At 71.0% G+C, this 16,988-nt stretch carries 17 protein-coding genes; 4 read left to right on the plus strand and 13 right to left on the minus strand.

Going from position 1 to position 16,988, the window contains the following annotated elements; all coding sequences use genetic code 11:
- Nucleotides 1–61: 61 nt before the first annotated feature.
- On the minus strand, nucleotides 62–2,146 hold the full coding sequence (locus tag ACFYQA_RS28000; RefSeq protein WP_388923405.1) for a hypothetical protein: 2,085 nt from the start codon (nucleotides 2,144–2,146) through the stop codon (nucleotides 62–64).
- Nucleotides 2,147–2,275: 129 nt separating this feature from the next.
- Here ACFYQA_RS28000 and ACFYQA_RS28005 point away from each other — a divergent pair, with 129 nt between their 5' ends.
- A complete protein-coding gene (locus tag ACFYQA_RS28005; protein WP_388923408.1) occupies nucleotides 2,276–2,773 on the plus strand; it encodes a hypothetical protein in 498 nt (165 codons plus the stop codon).
- A 145-nt stretch (nucleotides 2,774–2,918) separates the two neighbouring features.
- Here ACFYQA_RS28005 and ACFYQA_RS28010 read toward each other — a convergent pair whose 3' ends face one another.
- The 7 genes from ACFYQA_RS28010 to ACFYQA_RS28040 all read right to left on the minus strand — a co-directional run bounded on the left by ACFYQA_RS28010 (nucleotide 2,919) and on the right by ACFYQA_RS28040 (nucleotide 10,714).
- Nucleotides 2,919–4,490 carry a DUF1996 domain-containing protein gene (locus ACFYQA_RS28010; protein ID WP_388923411.1) on the minus strand — a complete coding sequence of 524 codons (1,572 nt, stop codon included), beginning with the start codon at nucleotides 4,488–4,490 and terminating at the stop codon, nucleotides 2,919–2,921.
- A gap of 348 nt (nucleotides 4,491–4,838) precedes the next feature.
- Nucleotides 4,839–5,492, minus strand: coding sequence for a response regulator (locus tag ACFYQA_RS28015; RefSeq protein ID WP_388923413.1), 654 nt, complete (start codon nucleotides 5,490–5,492; stop codon nucleotides 4,839–4,841).
- A complete protein-coding gene (locus ACFYQA_RS28020) occupies nucleotides 5,477–6,760 on the minus strand; it encodes a sensor histidine kinase (protein ID WP_388923499.1) in 1,284 nt (427 codons plus the stop codon). The genes ACFYQA_RS28015 and ACFYQA_RS28020 overlap by 16 nt, the downstream gene beginning before the upstream one ends.
- Nucleotides 6,761–6,919: 159 nt before the next feature.
- Nucleotides 6,920–7,951 (minus strand): SDR family oxidoreductase, encoded by a 1,032-nt coding sequence (locus ACFYQA_RS28025; RefSeq protein WP_388923416.1) that lies wholly within the window; start codon nucleotides 7,949–7,951, stop codon nucleotides 6,920–6,922.
- A gap of 68 nt (nucleotides 7,952–8,019) precedes the next feature.
- Complete coding sequence (locus tag ACFYQA_RS28030; RefSeq protein ID WP_388923419.1) at nucleotides 8,020–8,748, minus strand: winged helix-turn-helix domain-containing protein; 729 nt, start codon at nucleotides 8,746–8,748, stop codon at nucleotides 8,020–8,022.
- Nucleotides 8,749–9,554: 806 nt separating this feature from the next.
- On the minus strand, nucleotides 9,555–10,238 hold the full coding sequence (locus tag ACFYQA_RS28035) for a hypothetical protein (protein ID WP_388923422.1): 684 nt from the start codon (nucleotides 10,236–10,238) through the stop codon (nucleotides 9,555–9,557).
- A 116-nt stretch (nucleotides 10,239–10,354) separates the two neighbouring features.
- Nucleotides 10,355–10,714, minus strand: coding sequence for an arsenate reductase family protein (locus ACFYQA_RS28040; RefSeq protein WP_388923425.1), 360 nt, complete (start codon nucleotides 10,712–10,714; stop codon nucleotides 10,355–10,357).
- Nucleotides 10,715–10,946: 232 nt separating this feature from the next.
- Between ACFYQA_RS28040 and ACFYQA_RS28045 the strand changes: the two genes are divergently transcribed.
- Nucleotides 10,947–11,255, plus strand: a complete 309-nt coding sequence (locus tag ACFYQA_RS28045) for a hypothetical protein (protein WP_386400927.1) — start codon at nucleotides 10,947–10,949, stop codon at nucleotides 11,253–11,255.
- 111 nt (nucleotides 11,256–11,366) lie between these two features.
- On the opposite strand, the gene ACFYQA_RS28050 is transcribed toward ACFYQA_RS28045, so the two are convergent.
- Nucleotides 11,367–11,627, minus strand: coding sequence for a hypothetical protein (locus ACFYQA_RS28050; RefSeq protein WP_388923429.1), 261 nt, complete (start codon nucleotides 11,625–11,627; stop codon nucleotides 11,367–11,369).
- A gap of 267 nt (nucleotides 11,628–11,894) precedes the next feature.
- On the opposite strand from ACFYQA_RS28050, the gene ACFYQA_RS28055 reads away from it, so the two are divergent.
- Nucleotides 11,895–12,350, plus strand: coding sequence for an ankyrin repeat domain-containing protein (locus tag ACFYQA_RS28055; protein ID WP_388923432.1), 456 nt, complete (start codon nucleotides 11,895–11,897; stop codon nucleotides 12,348–12,350).
- 72 nt (nucleotides 12,351–12,422) lie between these two features.
- Here ACFYQA_RS28055 and glnA read toward each other — a convergent pair whose 3' ends face one another.
- Nucleotides 12,423–13,832, minus strand: coding sequence for a type I glutamate--ammonia ligase (gene glnA, locus ACFYQA_RS28060; protein ID WP_388923435.1), 1,410 nt, complete (start codon nucleotides 13,830–13,832; stop codon nucleotides 12,423–12,425).
- 265 nt (nucleotides 13,833–14,097) lie between these two features.
- Here glnA and ACFYQA_RS28065 point away from each other — a divergent pair, with 265 nt between their 5' ends.
- Entirely contained in the window at nucleotides 14,098–14,565 is a 468-nt protein-coding gene (locus ACFYQA_RS28065; RefSeq protein ID WP_388923438.1) for an RDD family protein, read from the plus strand.
- A 99-nt stretch (nucleotides 14,566–14,664) separates the two neighbouring features.
- Here ACFYQA_RS28065 and ACFYQA_RS28070 read toward each other — a convergent pair whose 3' ends face one another.
- The 3 genes from ACFYQA_RS28070 to lipA all read right to left on the minus strand — a co-directional run bounded on the left by ACFYQA_RS28070 (nucleotide 14,665) and on the right by lipA (nucleotide 16,980).
- Nucleotides 14,665–15,366: a DUF4191 domain-containing protein gene (locus ACFYQA_RS28070; protein WP_386400914.1), complete on the minus strand. Its 702-nt coding sequence runs from the start codon at nucleotides 15,364–15,366 to the stop codon at nucleotides 14,665–14,667.
- Between the two features lie 170 nt (nucleotides 15,367–15,536).
- Nucleotides 15,537–15,740, minus strand: coding sequence for a hypothetical protein (locus ACFYQA_RS28075; RefSeq protein ID WP_381215988.1), 204 nt, complete (start codon nucleotides 15,738–15,740; stop codon nucleotides 15,537–15,539).
- Nucleotides 15,741–16,014: 274 nt separating this feature from the next.
- Nucleotides 16,015–16,980, minus strand: coding sequence for a lipoyl synthase (gene lipA, locus ACFYQA_RS28080; protein WP_388923441.1), 966 nt, complete (start codon nucleotides 16,978–16,980; stop codon nucleotides 16,015–16,017).
- Between the last annotated feature and the right edge of the window lie 8 nt (nucleotides 16,981–16,988).

The raw sequence follows: 16,988 nt of genomic DNA on the forward strand, positions 1-16,988 counted from the left end.
CCGTGAACGGTCCGGACCGGGCGGCAGCGACCATCCGTCCCTCCGGCCGGCCCGCCCCGGGTCAGCGGAGCCCGGTGACCGGCTCCCCGTTCTCCAGGGTGCCCTCGAGGTCGGCCTGGACCCCCTGTTCGGTCTCGAGGGTCAGCAGGTTGCCCTGAGCGGTGCCCTCGACCCCGCCCGTCGCGGTGACCGACGTGGTGCCGCGGCTGCCGGCGGCCAGCAGGTACCAGGTGCCCGCCCCGGACTTCCACAGCACCCCGGCCAGCACCCGCGGCTCCCGCTCCCCGCACTGCGGTACGTCCTCGGCCTGGGCCGCCACCACCCCGACCGGTGCGCCCGGCGTGTGGAACTGAGCCTGCACCCGGGTACCGCCGCCCCGCCAGGTCTCGGCCCGGGTGCACACCCAGGCCGCCGAACCTCCCCCACCCTCCGGGCGGGGAGACTCCCCGCCGGCATCGCTCGCGTCCGGCAGCGGCTGCTCGGCGAACGCCCACGCGTTCACACTCCGTACGCCCGCCGAGCGCATCGACGCCAGCGAGCAGGCGAACGGCGACCACGTGCGCGACACCTCGGCACCGGCGGTCTCACGGGCCGCCCCGGGCCGCCCCGCGGTCAGCACGGCCGGGACCAGCTCGCCGAGGTCGGTCATCAACCGGGTGCCGGCGTCGTCGGTCAGCTCCAGCACATTCCACGAGGCGCACGAGCCGGGCTTCGGGGCCGGGCCGGCCAGCGGCGAGGTCACACCGCCGGTGAGCGAGAGGTCCGCCGCGTCCGCGTCGGGCTCGCGCAGGTCTCGCGCACCCGCCGCACGGACCCAGGGCGCCGTCAGATAGCGGACGTTGCCGTCGGACCGGCCCAGTACCAGCGCGCTGGCCCCGGCCCGGTCCGCGCCGTCGACCCGGGCGAAATCGAGGGCGGCGCCCTCGGCGCCGTCCACGGGCTCGGCGTACCTGGCGATGCGCAGACCGTCGTGGAGGATCACCACGCGCGCGTTGTCGACCGCACCGGCGTACAGCAGCTGGGGCGGTCCGGCCGGACCGCCGGACGGGGTGCCCGGCGTCGCCGACACCCGCACCCGCTCACCGGGCCGGGCCCACACGGCGAGGGCGCGGCGCAGCAGACCCGCGTCACCGGCCAGGTCACCGCGGGCCGGCCACACGGAGAAGTCGGTACGAGCGGAGGTCTTCCAGACGGCGGGGGAGACCCGGGTCAGCTTTCCCGGGTCCAGGGCCGCCTGCGCGGCCCGGTTCAGCGCGTACGGGGGTGCGGCGGCACCGTCGGGGCCCCAGCCGTCGTCCGGCAGCCCGAACAGCGCACCGCAGACGACGAGCGCGGTCCCGGCGGCCAGCGCGGCCTTCAGACGCCGGCGGCGCCGCACCAGATCGGTGGGCCGGGCCTGGAGCGAACAGGGGTCGAACTCGGGAGAGCCGAGCAGCCGGTCCTCGGCCGGCACCCGGTCGGCCTCGCGCAGCGCCCCCGCGGCGTCGGCCGCACCCGCGTCCGTGAGCACCGCGCGGACGTCGTCGTCCGAAAGCCGCTCCAGACCGCGCAGTACCCAGGCGGCGCGGGCCGGACCGGACAGGGCGGACAGCCTCTGTTCCAGGGCGAGTTCGTCGGCGCCTCCGGACCGGGGGAACAGACGCAGCCCCCATACCTGGGGCAGCGGCGGCGGCAGCGGGGGCAGGGCCGGCAGCCCGGCCCGCTTGCGCCGTGTCCCGCGTCTGCGCGACGGGCCCGCCCGCAGCGCGGTACGCACCACCTGGAGCCTGACCAGCGCGTACCCGGGGTCGCCGGCCCGGTCGTCGGCCCGGTCGTCGGTCCCCGCGGGCCGGGCGGCCGGGGCGGACCGGTCCGGCCGCCGCCCGGAGCGGGCGGAATGCGCGGCCCGGCCACCGGCGGACTGCCGGGGCTGGGCGGGGATCACCGGCGCCGCGGTGCGGCCGCGGGGCAGCGCGCGCTGGACCAGGGCGTGCGAGGTCAGCACCCGCCTGCCCCGGCCGCCCGGCTCCGACGGCAGTATCAGGTACGCGAGCCGGACGAGCCGCGGATAGTGCTCGACGAGGGCGGCCTCGGCCTGCCCGACGTCGACGAGCGGTCCGTCGGGGAGAGAGGGCGTGGGGCGCTTGGCGGCATGCTGTGACTGCACGGTAGGCAGAACGAGCGATGCGCCCGCAGGTCACCGATTGAGTACTCCGGGCCCCCGAGCCGTATCGAAGGCGGAGAGCCCCTCGTGGGGGCTCCGTGCGGCATGTCGCCGGAAGGACCGGAGGAACTGATGAGGCTGACCCGACCGATGCTCGCGTTGACCGGCGCGGTGGCGGTACTGGCGCTGGCGGGCTGCGGGTCCGGCGGTGAGGACACGAACGGCGACGGGAAGAGCGAGGCGCCGGTCATGGCCACCGGCAGCCTGGAACACCTGGCGGCCGAGGTGAAGTGCGAGCCGAACATGCAGACCGACGCCGACACCATCCGCCAGGCCATCTGCAAGAAGGGCAAGGAGAAGTACGTCCTCGCCACCTTCGCCACCGACCGCGGTCAGCGCGAGTGGATCGAGACGGCCAAGGACTACGGCGGCTTCTACCTCGTCGGCCGCAAGTGGGTCGCCGTCGGTGAGGAGAACCTGCTCGAGGACCTGCGCGGCCGGCTCGGCGGCGACGTGGAGGAGGGCATCGACCACAGCAGCATGGACCACGGCGGCGGTGCGCACCCGTCCGGCCCGGCGGGGGAGAAAAAAGAGGGCGGGAACTCCGGCCACGCCGGGCACGAGGGCTGAAGCCGAGCCCGCAGTCGGGAGCCCGGAGCCCGGACGAGTACACCGGACAGCCGGGAACACCGGGAACACGGAAAGGGCCGGTGGCGGGAATCCCGCCACCGGCCCTTTCACCTCACCGGTCCTTCTCAGTGGGTGACTGAGGGGACTACGTGCACTTCTTGCCCTTGTTGATGCACTTGACCATCTTGTTCATCAGGCTCTCGTCCATGACGTTGATGAAGTCGTTGTGGTCGGTGATCGGCTTGTGCAGCTGCTCCGGGAAGCTGTCCACGGCGTACGGGTTCTTCACCTGACCGTTCTCGATGGTCGGGGTGGGAACGTCGTACACCAGGCGGACCTGGAGCTGCGGGATGGCCTTGAAGCCGTTCGCGCAGCTGCCGTCCGCCTGGACGAACGCCACGTGGGCGCGGTGGTTGGCGCTGTCGGTGTTCTGTCCGTCCCAGCAGCTCTGGAAGTTGGACGTGCGCACGAGCTGGCTGCCCTCGGGGCACAGCACGTACTTGTCCGTGGACTGCCGGTCCTCGAAGCCGGTGCAGCTGTACGAGGTGTTGGCGTTCGCCAGACCGTTGGTGAACGCCTTGGCGTCACCGGTGATGATGCGCATGAGCTTCGGGATCGCGACGACCTTGCTCCGCTTGTTGCCGACCCACCGGAGCTGGGCCTCCTGAGCCTGCAGGATCTTGCCGACGTTGCCCTCGGCGCCACCGCCCTGGTCGGCCGCGTCGAACTCCTGGGTGCCGTCCTGCACGCGCAGCACCGGCCAGAAGTACGAGGACTTGTCGCCCTGGTTCTGGCAGCTGGTCTCGGCGGCGACCAGGTCGTCGTCGCTGGAGAGCGAGCTGTTGCTCTGGTTGCCTACGTAGTCGTGCATGTGGTGCGCGCCGTTCGCGACACCGGGAGCCACGATGATGTTGTCGCTGTTGTACAGCTCGTTCTCGTTGACACCGCACTTCGTGGTGAAGGTGCCCTTGGAGCCGGACCTGCCGTTGGCGGCCAGACCGTTCGGCAGGTTCCGCGAGTTCGGCTGGACGTTGTTGATGTCGACGAAGTCCTCGGCGAACGGGCCCGCGGCGCCGTTGCCATTGTCGTTCGGGGTCTGGCCTTCGCCCTGGTCCTGGCCGCCGTCGTTCTGACCGTCGCCCTGGTCCTGGCCGTTGTCCTGGCCACCGCCGTCCTGGCCACCGCCGTCCTGGCCACCGCCGTCCTGGCCGTCACCGTTCTGACCGTCGGTCGGCTGCGGCTGGTCGGCGGGGCGGCCGGAGCAGGAGGCGAGTTCGTCCAGGTTCCCGGGAGCCTGGCCACCCGCGCGGTTGATCTCCAGCTTGATCCGGTCGAGGAGCGCCTTACGCCGGTCCTTGAGCGGACCCAGAATGGCATTCTGGACGTACTGCGAGTCCCCGGCCTGCGCCTGACGGGTGGTGACCAGGCGCTGATAGGCGTCGGTGATCTGCTGGTCCATCGAGGCCAGTTCACCGTCGACCTCACCGCGAGCCGGGTCCGGCACGTCGGGGAGCTGCTGGCCCACGTCCGGGCAGTCGATCGTGGCGATCTGCCGTGCCGCGTTCGCCTTCGTCCGGTTCTGCGACTGGTTCGACTCGCCGGCCGAAGCGTAGAAGTTCGCCCAGACCAGCCCGCCCCCACCGAGCGCCAGGACCGCCGTCCCGGCCACGGCCTTGGCGGCCAACGGCATACGGCGTTTTCTTGTATTGCGTCCCATCATTCTCCTCGCAAGGGGGCCCTCGGCCTTCCCGGTGCTCTGGTAATTTGCGCTTGCCCCGCAAAGGGGTCGGTTCGGGCCGGCCCGCAGCCTTCGGGTTGGAGGCCCGCCGCCTCAGCGGTGGGTCGAGTCACTGGACTCCTCTGACTTCGCTGAGGAGCACCCCCTTACGGGTATCGAATCGCCCGACAGAAGCGGGGCGGCTCCCTTGAATACGGGAGCCGCCCCGGGGGTGTTCATCCGTAACGGAAATCGATGAGAAGTTCCTACCGACGCACTGGTTTCAACAGCCCCTGGGACACCGGGGGTTGTCGATCGGCCACATGGGGTGCGCGACCGGGCCCCATTTCACCGGCCCTGGTCGAGATGAGCGAGAACCGCCAGTACCCGCCGGTTGTCGTCGTCCGAGACCTCCAGGCCCAGTTTGGCGAAGATGTTCGCGGTGTGCTTGGCGATGGCCCGCTCCGTCACCACCAGCTTGCCCGCGATCGCCGCGTTGGACCGGCCCTGGGCCATCTCCTCCAGCACTTCCCGCTCCCGGGGCGTCAGCCGCGTCAACGGCCGGTCGTCGCCCGACTTCCGCGCCAGCAACTGCTGGATGACCTGCGGATCCATCGCCGTACCTCCCGCCGCCACCCGTCGTACGGCGTCGACGAACTGCTCCGCGTCGAACACCCGGTCCTTCAGCAGATAGCCCACCGCGCCACTGCCGTCGGCCAGCAACTCCCGTGCGTACAACTGCTCGACGTGCTGCGACAGCACCAGAACCGGCAACCCGGGCCGCCGCCGACGCGCCTCGAGCGCGCACTGCAGCCCTTCGTCTGTGTGCGTCGGCGGCAGGCGTACGTCGACGACGGCGACGTCCGGGTCCAGCTCCGCCAGCGCGTGGCTGAGCTCGGGCCCGGACTCCACCGCCGCGACGATCTCGAAGTCATGGGCCTCGAGGAGCCGGACCAGCCCGTCACGCAACAGGAACAGGTCTTCGGCTAGGACGACTCGCAAGGGATCTCCAGGGTGACCATGGTGGGGCCGCCCGCGGGACTGCTGACGGCGAGGACGCCGTCGAATGTACCCAGCCGCCGCTCCACCCCGGTCAGCCCCGAACCGGCCCCGATCGCCGCACCGCCCTTGCCGTTGTCGGTGACGCTCACCCGCAGATGTCCGTCGGCATGGTGCAGGTCCACCCAGATCCGGTCCGCCTCCGCGTGCTTCACCGCGTTGGTGAGTACCTCGCTGACGGCGAAGTACGCGGCCGACTCCACCGGCGCCTCGGCCCGCCCCGGCAGGTCCACGCTCACCTCGGTGGCCACCGGAAGCCGCAGTGCCAGCGCCCGTACCGCGTCGCCCAGGCCGCGCTCCGCCAGCACCGGCGGATGGATACCGCGCACCAGCTCACGCAGCTCCGACAACGCCTCCACCGACGACTTACGGGCCTGCGCGATCAACTGCCGTGCCTTCTCCGGGTCCTTGTCGAGCAGCACCTCGATGGTCCCCAGGTCCATGCCCATCGCGACCAGTCGGGCCTGCGCCCCGTCGTGCAGATCCCGCTCGATGCGCCGGAGCTCGGCGGCCGAGGTGTCCACCGCGTCCCGCCGCGTCTCCGTCAACACCCGTACACGTTCCTCCAGTTCACCCTGACTGGGGGAGAGGACGGCGCGGGTGAGCCGGTAGTGCGCGGCGAGCACCTTCGGAGAGAGGAAGTGGGCGAAGAAGAGCATTCCGATGCCCAGGGCTCCGGCGGCGAACGCGGTCATCTCGTCGCTCACCGGGACGAAGCCGTACCAGTACGGGTCCGGCACCACCCGCCACAGCCCGGCCGCCAGCGCGAACCCCTCCAGCGGATACAGCAGCAGCATGGCCGGCAGCAGCGCGGTGATGAACCCCGCGGTCATGTCGACCGGCAGCCACAGCAGTTCCCGCCAGGTCGCCGGGTCGCGGAGCATCCCGAAGGTGCGCGCCCACGCATTGGCGTCCTTCGGCACCGGGCGGTAGGCGGGCGGAATGCGCACCCCGCCCCACTCCGCGGCCAGCACCCGCCGCCAGTTCGCGTAGGTCCGGGCCCCCTTCAGTACGTACGGCGTGGTGAGGATGCCGACACCGGCCGGGATCAGCGCGATCGACACCAGGGTCAGACTGAAGACGATCACCGACAGCGGGAGCGACACCAGTCCCAGCCCCAGCCCCCGCAGCGCCCCCTTCAGAAGGCCCTTGGTGTGCCGTTCGCGCCCGCCGCCCCTCTTCGCGCCCCCGCTCCCGGCCGCCGAACCCATGGCCTCCGACTTCCCGGCCTCCGTGCTCGCGGGGTCCGTGGTCGTCGTGGCACCGCTCATGTGGCCCGTGGTCCTGCGCTCCGTGGTCATGACGTCAGTCTGGCCGAGCGACGGCACCCGGTCACGGGGCCGAACCCCCCGACCCCGGGGTGGTGTTACCTACACCTCCTCACCACCTCCGCCCGGCTCCCCGGTATCCGCCAGTACCTTCGCCTCCGTCTCCGGGTCGAGCCCCTTGGCCGTCCGGTCCTGGCGCTGGGGCGCGGCCCCGTCGAGGTCCTGGAGCCAGCGCCAGGTGTCGGCCACGGTCTCGGTGACGGGACGGCAGCGCAGCCCCGTCGCGAGCGCCCGGGAGACGTCCGAGGCGTGCAGCGCGTCGTGCGCCTCGCCGCCCGGCGGCACCCAGACCGGCAGCTGCGTCCACGGTTCGATGCCCGCGCGCAGGATCGTGTCCGGTTCGGTCCACCGCAGCTCGGCCGTGCCCCCCGTCACCTCCGCGCACGCCTCCAGCAGCGTGCCCATCGTCTCGTGCCCCTGCGGGCCGGTCAGGTTGTACGGCCCGCCGATCCCCTGCTCGGCCGCCCCGAGGATCCACTCGGCGAGGTCGCGGACGTCGATGTACTGGAGGGGCAGGTCACGCGGCCCCGGCGCGAGGACCGGGCCGCCGCGGGCCATCCGGTTCAGCCACCAGGGCAGTCGGCCGACGTTCTCGTACGGCCCGAGGATCAGCCCCGCCCGCACCAGCACCGACCGGTCGGCGCCGAAGGCGTCCACGGCGGCCAGTTCGCCGCCCCGCTTGTCCCGCGCGTAGTCGGTGTGACCGGCGTCCGCGCGGGCGTCCGCCACCAGGGGGGCTTCCTCGGTGGCTCCGGCGGGCGCGGGCCATGCGTACACCGAACGGCTCGACACGTACACGTACCGGCCGGCACGGTTCCGCAGCAGCCGCGCCGTGTCCCGTACGGCCCGCGGGGCCGCCGACCAGGTGTCGACGACGACGTCCCACGTGCCGTCCGCCTCGTCCAGGGCGGCCAGGCCGTCGACGGCGGTGCGGTCGCCCAGCAGCGACCGCACGCCCGGCACGGCCGCGTGCCGCCCCCGGTGGAAGACGGTCACCTCCCAGCCCCGCCCCAGGGCCGCCTCCACGACGGCCCGTCCCGCGAACTCCGTACCACCCAGCACCAGAAGCCTCATACCTCGGACTCTGCCGGACAGGGTGGCGTGAGGGAACAGGAATCTGCCGAGGGCAGAGCGGCGGTGACTCAGGGGGCGTACTTGTAGCCGACCCGGCGCACGGTCTGGATCGTGCCCCGGTGCTCCGCGCCCAGCTTGCGGCGCAGCCGGGCGATGTGGACGTCCACGGTGCGGCCGTCGCCCACATGGCCGTAGCCCCACACCGTGGCGACCAGATGGTCGCGGGTGTGCACCCGGTTCGGGTGGGCCACGAGATGGGCGAGCAGCTCGAACTCCAGGTAGGTGAGGTCGAGCTGACGCCCGTCCGCTTCGGCGGTGCGCTGCACGGTGTCGACCCGGATCCGCCGGCCGGCGACGGCGATGTCGTCGTAGTCGGCCTCGGGTGCGGACGCGGAAGCCGTGCTGTGGTGCTGCGCGGTTTCGGGGCCGGGGACGGCCACCGGGAACAGCGGCCGCTGATCGGCGGGGACCAGCACCAGATAGCCGACCATCGGCGGATGTCCGGGCAGGGCGGGCAGGGTGTGCTGGGGCGCGGGCAGCCAGGTGGCACCCGGCGGGAGCAGGTCGGCGACCGTTTTCCCCAAGCTCTCGACTTCGTTCGACCAGGGGAGGCCCCCATCCTCGTCCGGGGCGACGGCCCGCAGCCGGTGGCGCGGATGACCGTTCACCGGCGCGGTACGGGACGGGTGGGGAGAGGTGCGCAGAGGGGCGTCCGGCCGGGCGGGGAAGGCGGAGGGGGTCGCGGAGACGGTGGTGGCCGCGTTGGTCGCGGCGGAGAAAGGACGAGTGGTCGCCATGAGAGGTCAGCTCTTTCGCGCGAAGGGTTCGTCGAGATGCTCGACAGCCGCGGGATCGTGGCCGGGCTCGTCGAGGACGTACGCGGTTCGCGCCGGCAAAAGGCCGGGATGTACGGCGTCAGGGGGCCGGCGCGGTCGTCGCGCGGCAACACTCCCGGTCGAAGTCGTCGTGCTGACGGGAGGGCCAGAAGGGCTCGAGGTCATGGCGACCTGTCGCGATGAGCTCCCGGAAACCGTCCATGCCCCCATTGAAGCAGACCCCTGGCCCCAGCAGGAGCCTCGTTCACAGCATGGATGCCCGGGGCGGTCCGAAACCCGACGAAGCGAGGGGCACCCGGTGGACGGGCACCCCTCGCTTCACCAGCGGGTGTCGGGGGGAGAGAGCGAGCCGGCCGGCACGTAGCTCGTCAACAGGCGGGTTCCCGGCCATTGCCCGAGTGCGAACCCCGTGTTACCGGTGACCGTTGTCCCCCGGATCACCCTGTGAGCACGGCGTGGAGGGGCGACTCGTATGCGACGGGATCATGTGAGGAGGCCGTACACGACGGGGCTGTACACGACTGGACCGTACGACTGGGCGGGCACGACTGGGCGGTACGAGGGGCCGTACGCGACAGCCGGCGCACGGCGGCCCGCACACGACAGGGAGCCCTCCCCCGCTCTCGACGGCGGTCGAGCGGGGAGGGCTCCCACCCCGGGCGAGACCGGGCGGAGGCGCGCTGCGGCACGCCCCGCTCCCCGAACTTGGTCTGCGCCTCAGGGGGCTTCTACGAGTGCTTCCGGGTTCCGGGACCTGCCCCCGGGTCTCAGCCCACCTTCTCGATGAGCGCCCGGCGGATCAGGAACTTGCCGGGCTCCCGGACCTGCTCGAAGGCCGCGTTGTTGAGCAGGGCACAGCTGCCGGACACACCGGTGACCTCGACGGTCGTGGACTTGTTGTTGTCCAGGTTGGTGACCTTCAGCTTGGTCCCGGCCGGGAACTGGTTGCTGGACGCCGCCGGGGCGCCGTCCTCGCCGGAGAGGGTGACCGTGGAGCCGTTGCACACCTGCTCGCCGGAGGCCGCCGCGCCGTCGCCGCCCGGGTTCTGCGCGGCGTCGTCCCCGCCCGCCTGCTCGCCCGGGGCGGGCTGCTCGGACTGCTCGGGCTGCTGGGGCTGTGCGGGCTGGGAGTCCTGAGCCGACTCCCCAACCGTGCACCCGGACGCTTTCTGCTGGAGCTCGATCTGGGCGATGACCGCTTCACGGTTGGCGATCCGTGCCTCGGACTGCGCGTCGGGGTCGGCCCGTTGCCCCTCGATGAACTTCTGGTTGTTGCCGAGCGCGGTGGCGAGGCCCTGACAGACGGTCGAGTCGGCCGCCGACTTGGTGGTGGGCGTCTGGGAGGCGTTCGACGTGCTCGCCATGACGAAGGCGCCGCCACCGGCCACCGTCACCGCGCTCACCAGCAGCGCGATCTTCTTCTTGGGGCCGAGCGTTCTCCTGCGCGACATGCGCGCCTCCTGAAACGGTAGGGGAGCGTACGCCGCTATGTACGAGATCCCGAACGGAGTTGCTCAGCGCTCCGGCCAACTCTCCGAAGTGGCCTGTGTCACAAGGAGGTTGGTCTTCAGCGGGACAGGGCGTCCCGTACCGCCTCGTCGGTGCGGGCCACGACCGCCGTGCCGTCCTCGGCGGTGATGATCGGGCGCTGGATCAGCCGGGGATGCTCGGAGAGTGCCGTGATCCAGCGCTCACGCGATCCGTCCTCCCGCGGCCACTCCTTGAGCCCGAGCTCCTTGGCGGCGGCCTCCTGGGTGCGGGTGATGTCCCAGGGCTCCAGCCCGAGCCGCTCCAGCACCTCCCGGATCTCGTCCGGGCTCGGTACGTCCTCCAGATAACGGCGGACGGTGTAGCCGGCGCCCTCGGCGTCCAGCAGGCTGATGGCGCTCCGGCACTTGGAACAGGCCGGATTGATCCAGATCTCCATGCCGCCCACCGTACGCCCGGTCCGGCCCTGTTCGATTTCTCCCCGGCCTCACGCGCCCCTTCCGAACCGGATGTTCCGCGGCCGTGATTCGCCGCCTCACCTGGGCATTCGATGGCTGCTTCGGGCTCCCCGGATGTCAGTGCCGGGCAGTAAACTGTTAGCAGTGTTCGAGGATGTTGCCGGGGTCGGCATGGATCTCGGCGGACACCCTGACCGCGACAGGAGGATGACTGTGCCCGCTGCCGCACTCAAGCCGATGCCCACTCAGTCCACAGCGAAGCGTGCCGTCCAGCTCGAAATGCCCTGCGCGCCCGTGGCGAAGCGGCCGCTGCCGCCGGGTCGCCCGCGGGGGTGGTACGTGACGCACAACCGCCGCCTCAAGGCGATGCGGCTCGCCATCGCCCTGCTCGACTCCGGCGTCTACCTCCCCGACCAGGCCCGCAACGAGACGATACGCGGCGTGGCGAACCTGATCGGCATACACCCGCCGTCGGACACGACCTGCCACATGGTCCGGGCCTTCATGCGCTACAACCGCTGAGCCGGGCCCCCGACCGGCGCCGGGCGTCCCCGATCCCCGGGGGCGCCCGGCCGCTCTGCGATCAGTACGGGCCCCCGGGGATCGATGGAGCAGGGCGGCCCCCACCCGCGATCAGTACGGCCGGAAGTTGATGTAGCCGAGGAAGACGATCACCGCGGCGACGCAGCCGAGGACCACGGCGGTGGAGACCCAGGACGACGACGAGCGGTGGGACGCCCTGTGCTCCGGCTCGCCGCGGAACGGGACCGGACCGGGAGGGTTGTCCTTCCAGCGTGCGGCGAGCATGCGGGCCCGGGCCGACGGCTCCTTGTGCTCGGCCGTGTCCGCCCACTTGATGTCGAACTCGCGCTCCTCGTCGTCCCTCTCGGACATCCCCGTGACCTCTCTCGAACAGCGGTGTCGGTTCCATCATCCCTTGCCGGGTCCACCGGGGAAAGTGTCTTCCGGACACACGTGGGCGCCTCGCTCCCGGCCGGGCCGGACGGTTTCGCGGGGCCCGTCGGGCACCGTCGGACAGGGGAGCGTGGTGACGGAGCACGGGGGTGGCACGGCCGTCCGTGGCGCGGAGCGGCCGGTCGCGTGAGGGGCGGTCGGTAACGGCAGTACGAGGAGAAGCAGCAGTCGCATACGCTCGCCCGGATGAACAGGCGAAGGCGCAAGAAACTCTCCGGAAAACTGGTCGAGGCAGCGGCGTTTCACGAGGTCGGCACGGTGCGAGCCCTCGTGCGGGCAGGCGCCGACCCCAATGACGCCGACGCCCACGGCACGACCCCGTTGTACGCGGCCGCAGTCGGCGGGGCCGTGGAGATCGTCGCCTGCCTGCTGGACGCGGGAGCCCTCCCGGACGTGGAAAGCCGTGACCTGACGGACGGAACGCCTCTGTGCGCGGCCGCCGCCTGGGGCCATGCCGACGTCGTACGCCACCTCCTCGCCCATGGTGCCGACCCCGATCTGCGCGAGGACGACGGCGAGGGCCGTTCGCCCCTCGAGTGGGCCAGGAACGGCCACCACACAAGGACGGCCGAACTTCTCCTCGCAGCGGGTGCACAGAGCCCGGACAGAACAATGAGGACCGCCACCACCCCGCCGGGGTGATAGCGGCCCTCGCAGTGTTTCCGGTGTGCGGGGCGGAGAAGGGCCGGGCGGTGTGCGTCCGGCCGGTGCTCCTTACACGTCGAAGTAGAGCTCGAACTCGTGCGGGTGCGGGCGCAGGGCCAGCGGGGCGATCTCGGTGGTGCGCTTGAGGTCGATCCACGTCTCGATCAGGTCCGGTGTGAAGACGTCGCCCTGGAGGAGGAACTCGTGGTCGGCCTCGAGGCGGTCGAGGACGGCGCCGAGCGAGGTCGGAACCTGTGCCACGTTGGCGTGCTCCTCGGGGGCCAGCTCGTAGAGGTCCTTGTCGATCGGCTCGGCCGGCTCGATCTTGTTCTTGATGCCGTCCAGGCCGGCGAGCAGCAGCGCCGAGAACGCCAGGTACGGGTTGCCGGAGGCGTCCGGGGCGCGGAACTCGACGCGCTTGGCCTTCGGGTTCGAGCCGGTGATCGGGATGCGCATCGCGGCGGAACGGTTGCGCTGCGAGTACACCAGGTTCACCGGGGCCTCGAAGCCCGGCACCAGGCGGTGGTACGAGTTCACCGTCGGGTTGGTGAAGGCCAGCAGCGACGGGGCGTGCTTGAGGATGCCGCCGATGTAGTAGCGGGCCATGTCCGACAGGCCGGCGTAGCCCTGCTCGTCGTAGAACAGCGGGGTGCCGCCCGTCCACAGCGACTGGTGGACGTGCATGCCCGAGCCGTTGTCGCCGAAGATCGGCTTCGGCATGAAGGTCGCGGTCTTGTTGTTGCGCCAGGCGACGTTCTTCACGATGTACTTGAAGAGCTGCAGGTCGTCGGCGGCCGCGAGCAGGGTGTTGAACTTGTAGTTGATCTCGGCCTGGCCGGCCGTGCCCACCTCGTGGTGCTGGCGCTCGACCTTCAGGCCGGACCGGTCCAGCTCCAGGGAGATCTCGGCGCGCAGGTCGGCGAAGTGGTCGACCGGCGGGACCGGGAAGTAGCCGCCCTTGTAGCGGACCTTGTAACCGCGGTTGTCCTCCAGCGCACCGGTGTTCCAGGCGCCCGCCTCGGAGTCGATGTGGTAGAAGGACTCGTTCGCCGAGGTGTTGAAGCGCACGCTGTCGAAGACGTAGAACTCGGCCTCGGGGCCGAAGAAGGCGGTGTCCGCGATGCCGGTGGAGGTGAGGTAGGCCTCGGCCTTCTTGGCGACGTTGCGCGGGTCGCGGGAGTACTGCTCGCCCGTGATCGGGTCGTGGATGAAGAAGTTGATGTTCAGCGTCTTGTCACGGCGGAACGGGTCGACCCTGGCGGTCGTGAGGTCCGCGCGCAGCGCCATGTCGGACTCGTGGATGGCCTGGAAGCCGCGGATCGAGGATCCGTCGAAGGCCAGCTCCTCATCGGGGTCGAACGCCTCAGCAGGCACCGTGAAGTGCTGCATCACGCCCGGGAGGTCGCAGAAGCGGACGTCGACGAATTTGACGTCCTCGTCCGCGATGAACTTCTTGGCCTCGTCGGCGTTCTGGAACATCCAGCTCCTCCTACTCCCGACCGTCCCGCCGGGGTGGTAGATCGTTTGTGCGGCCAGTGCGGGTGGCCCACACTGCACTCGACCCTAGGCAGGGGTGATTTCTCGTGCGTGACCCATTTGTTTCGCACAAGTTAACCGGCGCATCTCTCACGGTAGCCCGGTCACGTCCCGCCGTCGCCTCGTCGTTCTCCCCGGTCCGGCCCCGGTCCGGCCTCGGTCCACCCCACCCTCCGCCGGTCGCGCACGGGCGCAGTACCGTGGTCGGGTGGACAACAGGCAGGCAATCGGATCGTGGCTCTCCGGGCCGCGCGCGGCCCTCGAAGAGGCCGGCGCCGAGTTCGGACACCGGGGCGAGCAGCTGGGGCTTCCGGAGGACGGGCCGGGCTCCATCGCCCGTCCGGGACGCAGGATCGGCGCCCTGGCCGTCGACTGGGCGCTGTGCGTCCTGATCGCATACGGCCTCATCACCGACGGCTACGGGCAGAGCACCAGCAACTGGGCGCTTCTGCTGTTCTTCGCGCTGAGCGTCCTGACCGTCGGCACGGTCGGGTTCACTCCCGGAAAGCGCCTCTTCGGCCTGCGCGTCGTCGCCCTCGGAAGCGGCCGGGTCCATCCGGTGCGCGGCCTGGTCCGCTCGGCGCTGCTCTGCCTGGCCGTCCCCGCCCTGATCTGGGACCGCGACGGCCGCGGCCTGCACGACCGGCTCGCCCGAACGGTCGAGGTACGGATCTGACGCCGCCGAAGCCGGTACGAAGAAGCCGGTACGACGAGGAGGGGGCGCCCGGAGTTATTCCGGGCGCCCCCTCCTCGTGCAAGCGTCGTATACGGGTCCTCAGCGGGCCTTCGGGCCGCCCTTGGGGAGCTTCATACCCTTGGGCATCGGGCCCTTCGGGAGCGGCATGTTGCTCATCAGGTCGCCCAGCGCGCGCAGCCGGTCGTTGGTCGCGGTGACCTGCGGGCCCGTGAGGACGCGGGGCAGCTTGAGCATGGTCGTGCGCAGCTTCTTCAGCTCGACCTGGCCCTCACCCGTGCCCACGACCATGTCGTGCACCGGCACGTCCGCGACGATGCGGTTCATCCGCTTCTTCTCGGCGGCGAGCAGGCTCTTCACCCGGTTCGGGTTGCCCTCGGCGATCAGCACGATGCCGGCCTTGCCGACCGCGCGGTGCACCACGTCCTGATTGCGGTTCATCGCCACGGCGGGGGTGGTGGTCCAGCCCCGGCCGACGTTGTCCAGTACGGCCGCGGCAGCGCCCGGTTGTCCCTCCATCTGCCCGAAGGCCGCTCGCTCGGCCCTGCGCCCGAAAATGATCGCCGTCGCGAGGAAGGCGAGCAGGAAGCCCAGGATGCCGAGATAGATGGGGTGACCGATCAAGAAACCGATCGCGAGGAAGACACCGAAGGTGACGATTCCGACAGCCGCGAGTACAAGACCGATCTTTTTGTCGGCCCTGCGGGTCATCTTGTAGGTCAGGGCGATCTGCTTCAGTCGCCCGGGGTTCGCAGCGTCCGCTGCGGTTTCCTTCCTCGCCATGCCACGAAGTCTACGTGCCCCCAGGAGCAAGGACGACGGCAGTGTCCGTGAGGGGCCGGGCGGGGGCCGGGAGAGTGGCGGACGGGGTGCCGCGCGGGGAGCGGGCGCGGAACCGGCGTCGGGGCGGAACCTGGTGGGGACAGGCGAGGTCCGGGAAACAGGGGGAGGGATCAGAGACTGGTGACGGTCGGGGACTGGTCGAGTACGCGCTGCGCCTCGACCCGGTCCTTGGCGCGACGGCGGTCCTCCAGCACGGAGGTCCAGGCGTTGCGACGGGCGGTGCGCTGGCCGCCGCTCATCAGAAGTGACTCGACAGCGCGCAGGGCGGTGCCGAAGGACGGAATGGCGGTGGCGCGGACGGGCGCGGCCTGCATGGTGGAGGTCCTCCCTCGAAACGTCTTCGGGTATGGGAGTACGTGGTGTGATTTCAGGGTCACTGATTGGTGTTACCAGGGCGTGACCCGTCGGTCAAACGGAGATGAAGCCGAGGTTCGAGCCCTGCGGAAGCCGACGCGGCCCCGGCGTACGCCCTCATCTGCGAGGACGGCCGGGACCGCGTTTTCTCGGCCATTACTGGTCAGTAGTATCTTGTGCGGGAGTTCACACGCATGCCTCACCCGGTGCCGGAACGGGCGGGGGGGCGTGGCGTCAGACGGCCTGCGCCGCGACGTACGTACCGCGCTTCTCGATTGCCATCTGATACAGGCGGCCGGCGCGGTACGAGGAGCGGACCAGCGGGCCGGACATCACACCGGAGAAGCCGATCTGCTCGGCCTCCTCCTTCAGCTCCACGAACTCGTGCGGCTTCACCCAGCGGTCGACGGGGTGGTGGCGCACCGACGGACGCAGGTACTGCGTGATGGTGACGAGCTCACAGCCGGCGTCGTGCAGCTGCCGGAGCGCCTCGCCGACCTCCTCGCGGGTCTCGCCCATGCCGAGGATCAGGTTCGACTTGGTGACCAGGCCGTAGTCCCGGGCGGCGGTGATGACCTCCAGGGAGCGGTCGTAGCGGAAGCCGGGGCGGATCCGCTTGAAGATGCGGGGCACGGTCTCGACGTTGTGCGCGAACACCTCGGGGCGGGAGGAGAAGACCTCCGCCAACTGCTCCGGGACGGCGTTGAAGTCGGGGGCCAGCAGCTCGACCTTGGTGCGGCCGGTCTCGCGCGCGGCGGTCTGCGCGTGGATCTGGCGCACGGTCTCGGCGTACAGCCAGGCGCCGCCGTCCTCCAGGTCGTCGCGGGCGACGCCGGTGATGGTGGCGTAGTTCAGGTCCATGGTGACCACGGACTCGCCCACGCGGCGCGGCTCGTCACGGTCGAGGGCCTCGGGCCTGCCGGTGTCGATCTGGCAGAAGTCGCAGCGCCGGGTGCACTGGTCGCCGCCGATGAGGAAGGTCGCCTCGCGGTCCTCCCAGCACTCGTAGATGTTCGGGCAGCCGGCTTCCTGGCAGACCGTGTGCAGGCCCTCGCTCTTGACGAGGTTCTGCATCTTCGTGTATTCGGGCCCCATTTTCGCCCGCGTCTTGATCCACTCGGGCTTGCGCTCGATGGGGGTCTGGCTGTTGCGGACCTCCAGGCGCAGCATCTTGCGTCCGTCGGGTGCGACTGCGGACACATCGGCTC

The organism is Streptomyces sp. NPDC005774, from assembly GCF_042871645.1.
In the GTDB taxonomy this organism is placed as follows: Bacteria; Actinomycetota; Actinomycetes; order Streptomycetales; family Streptomycetaceae; genus Streptomyces; species Streptomyces pratens.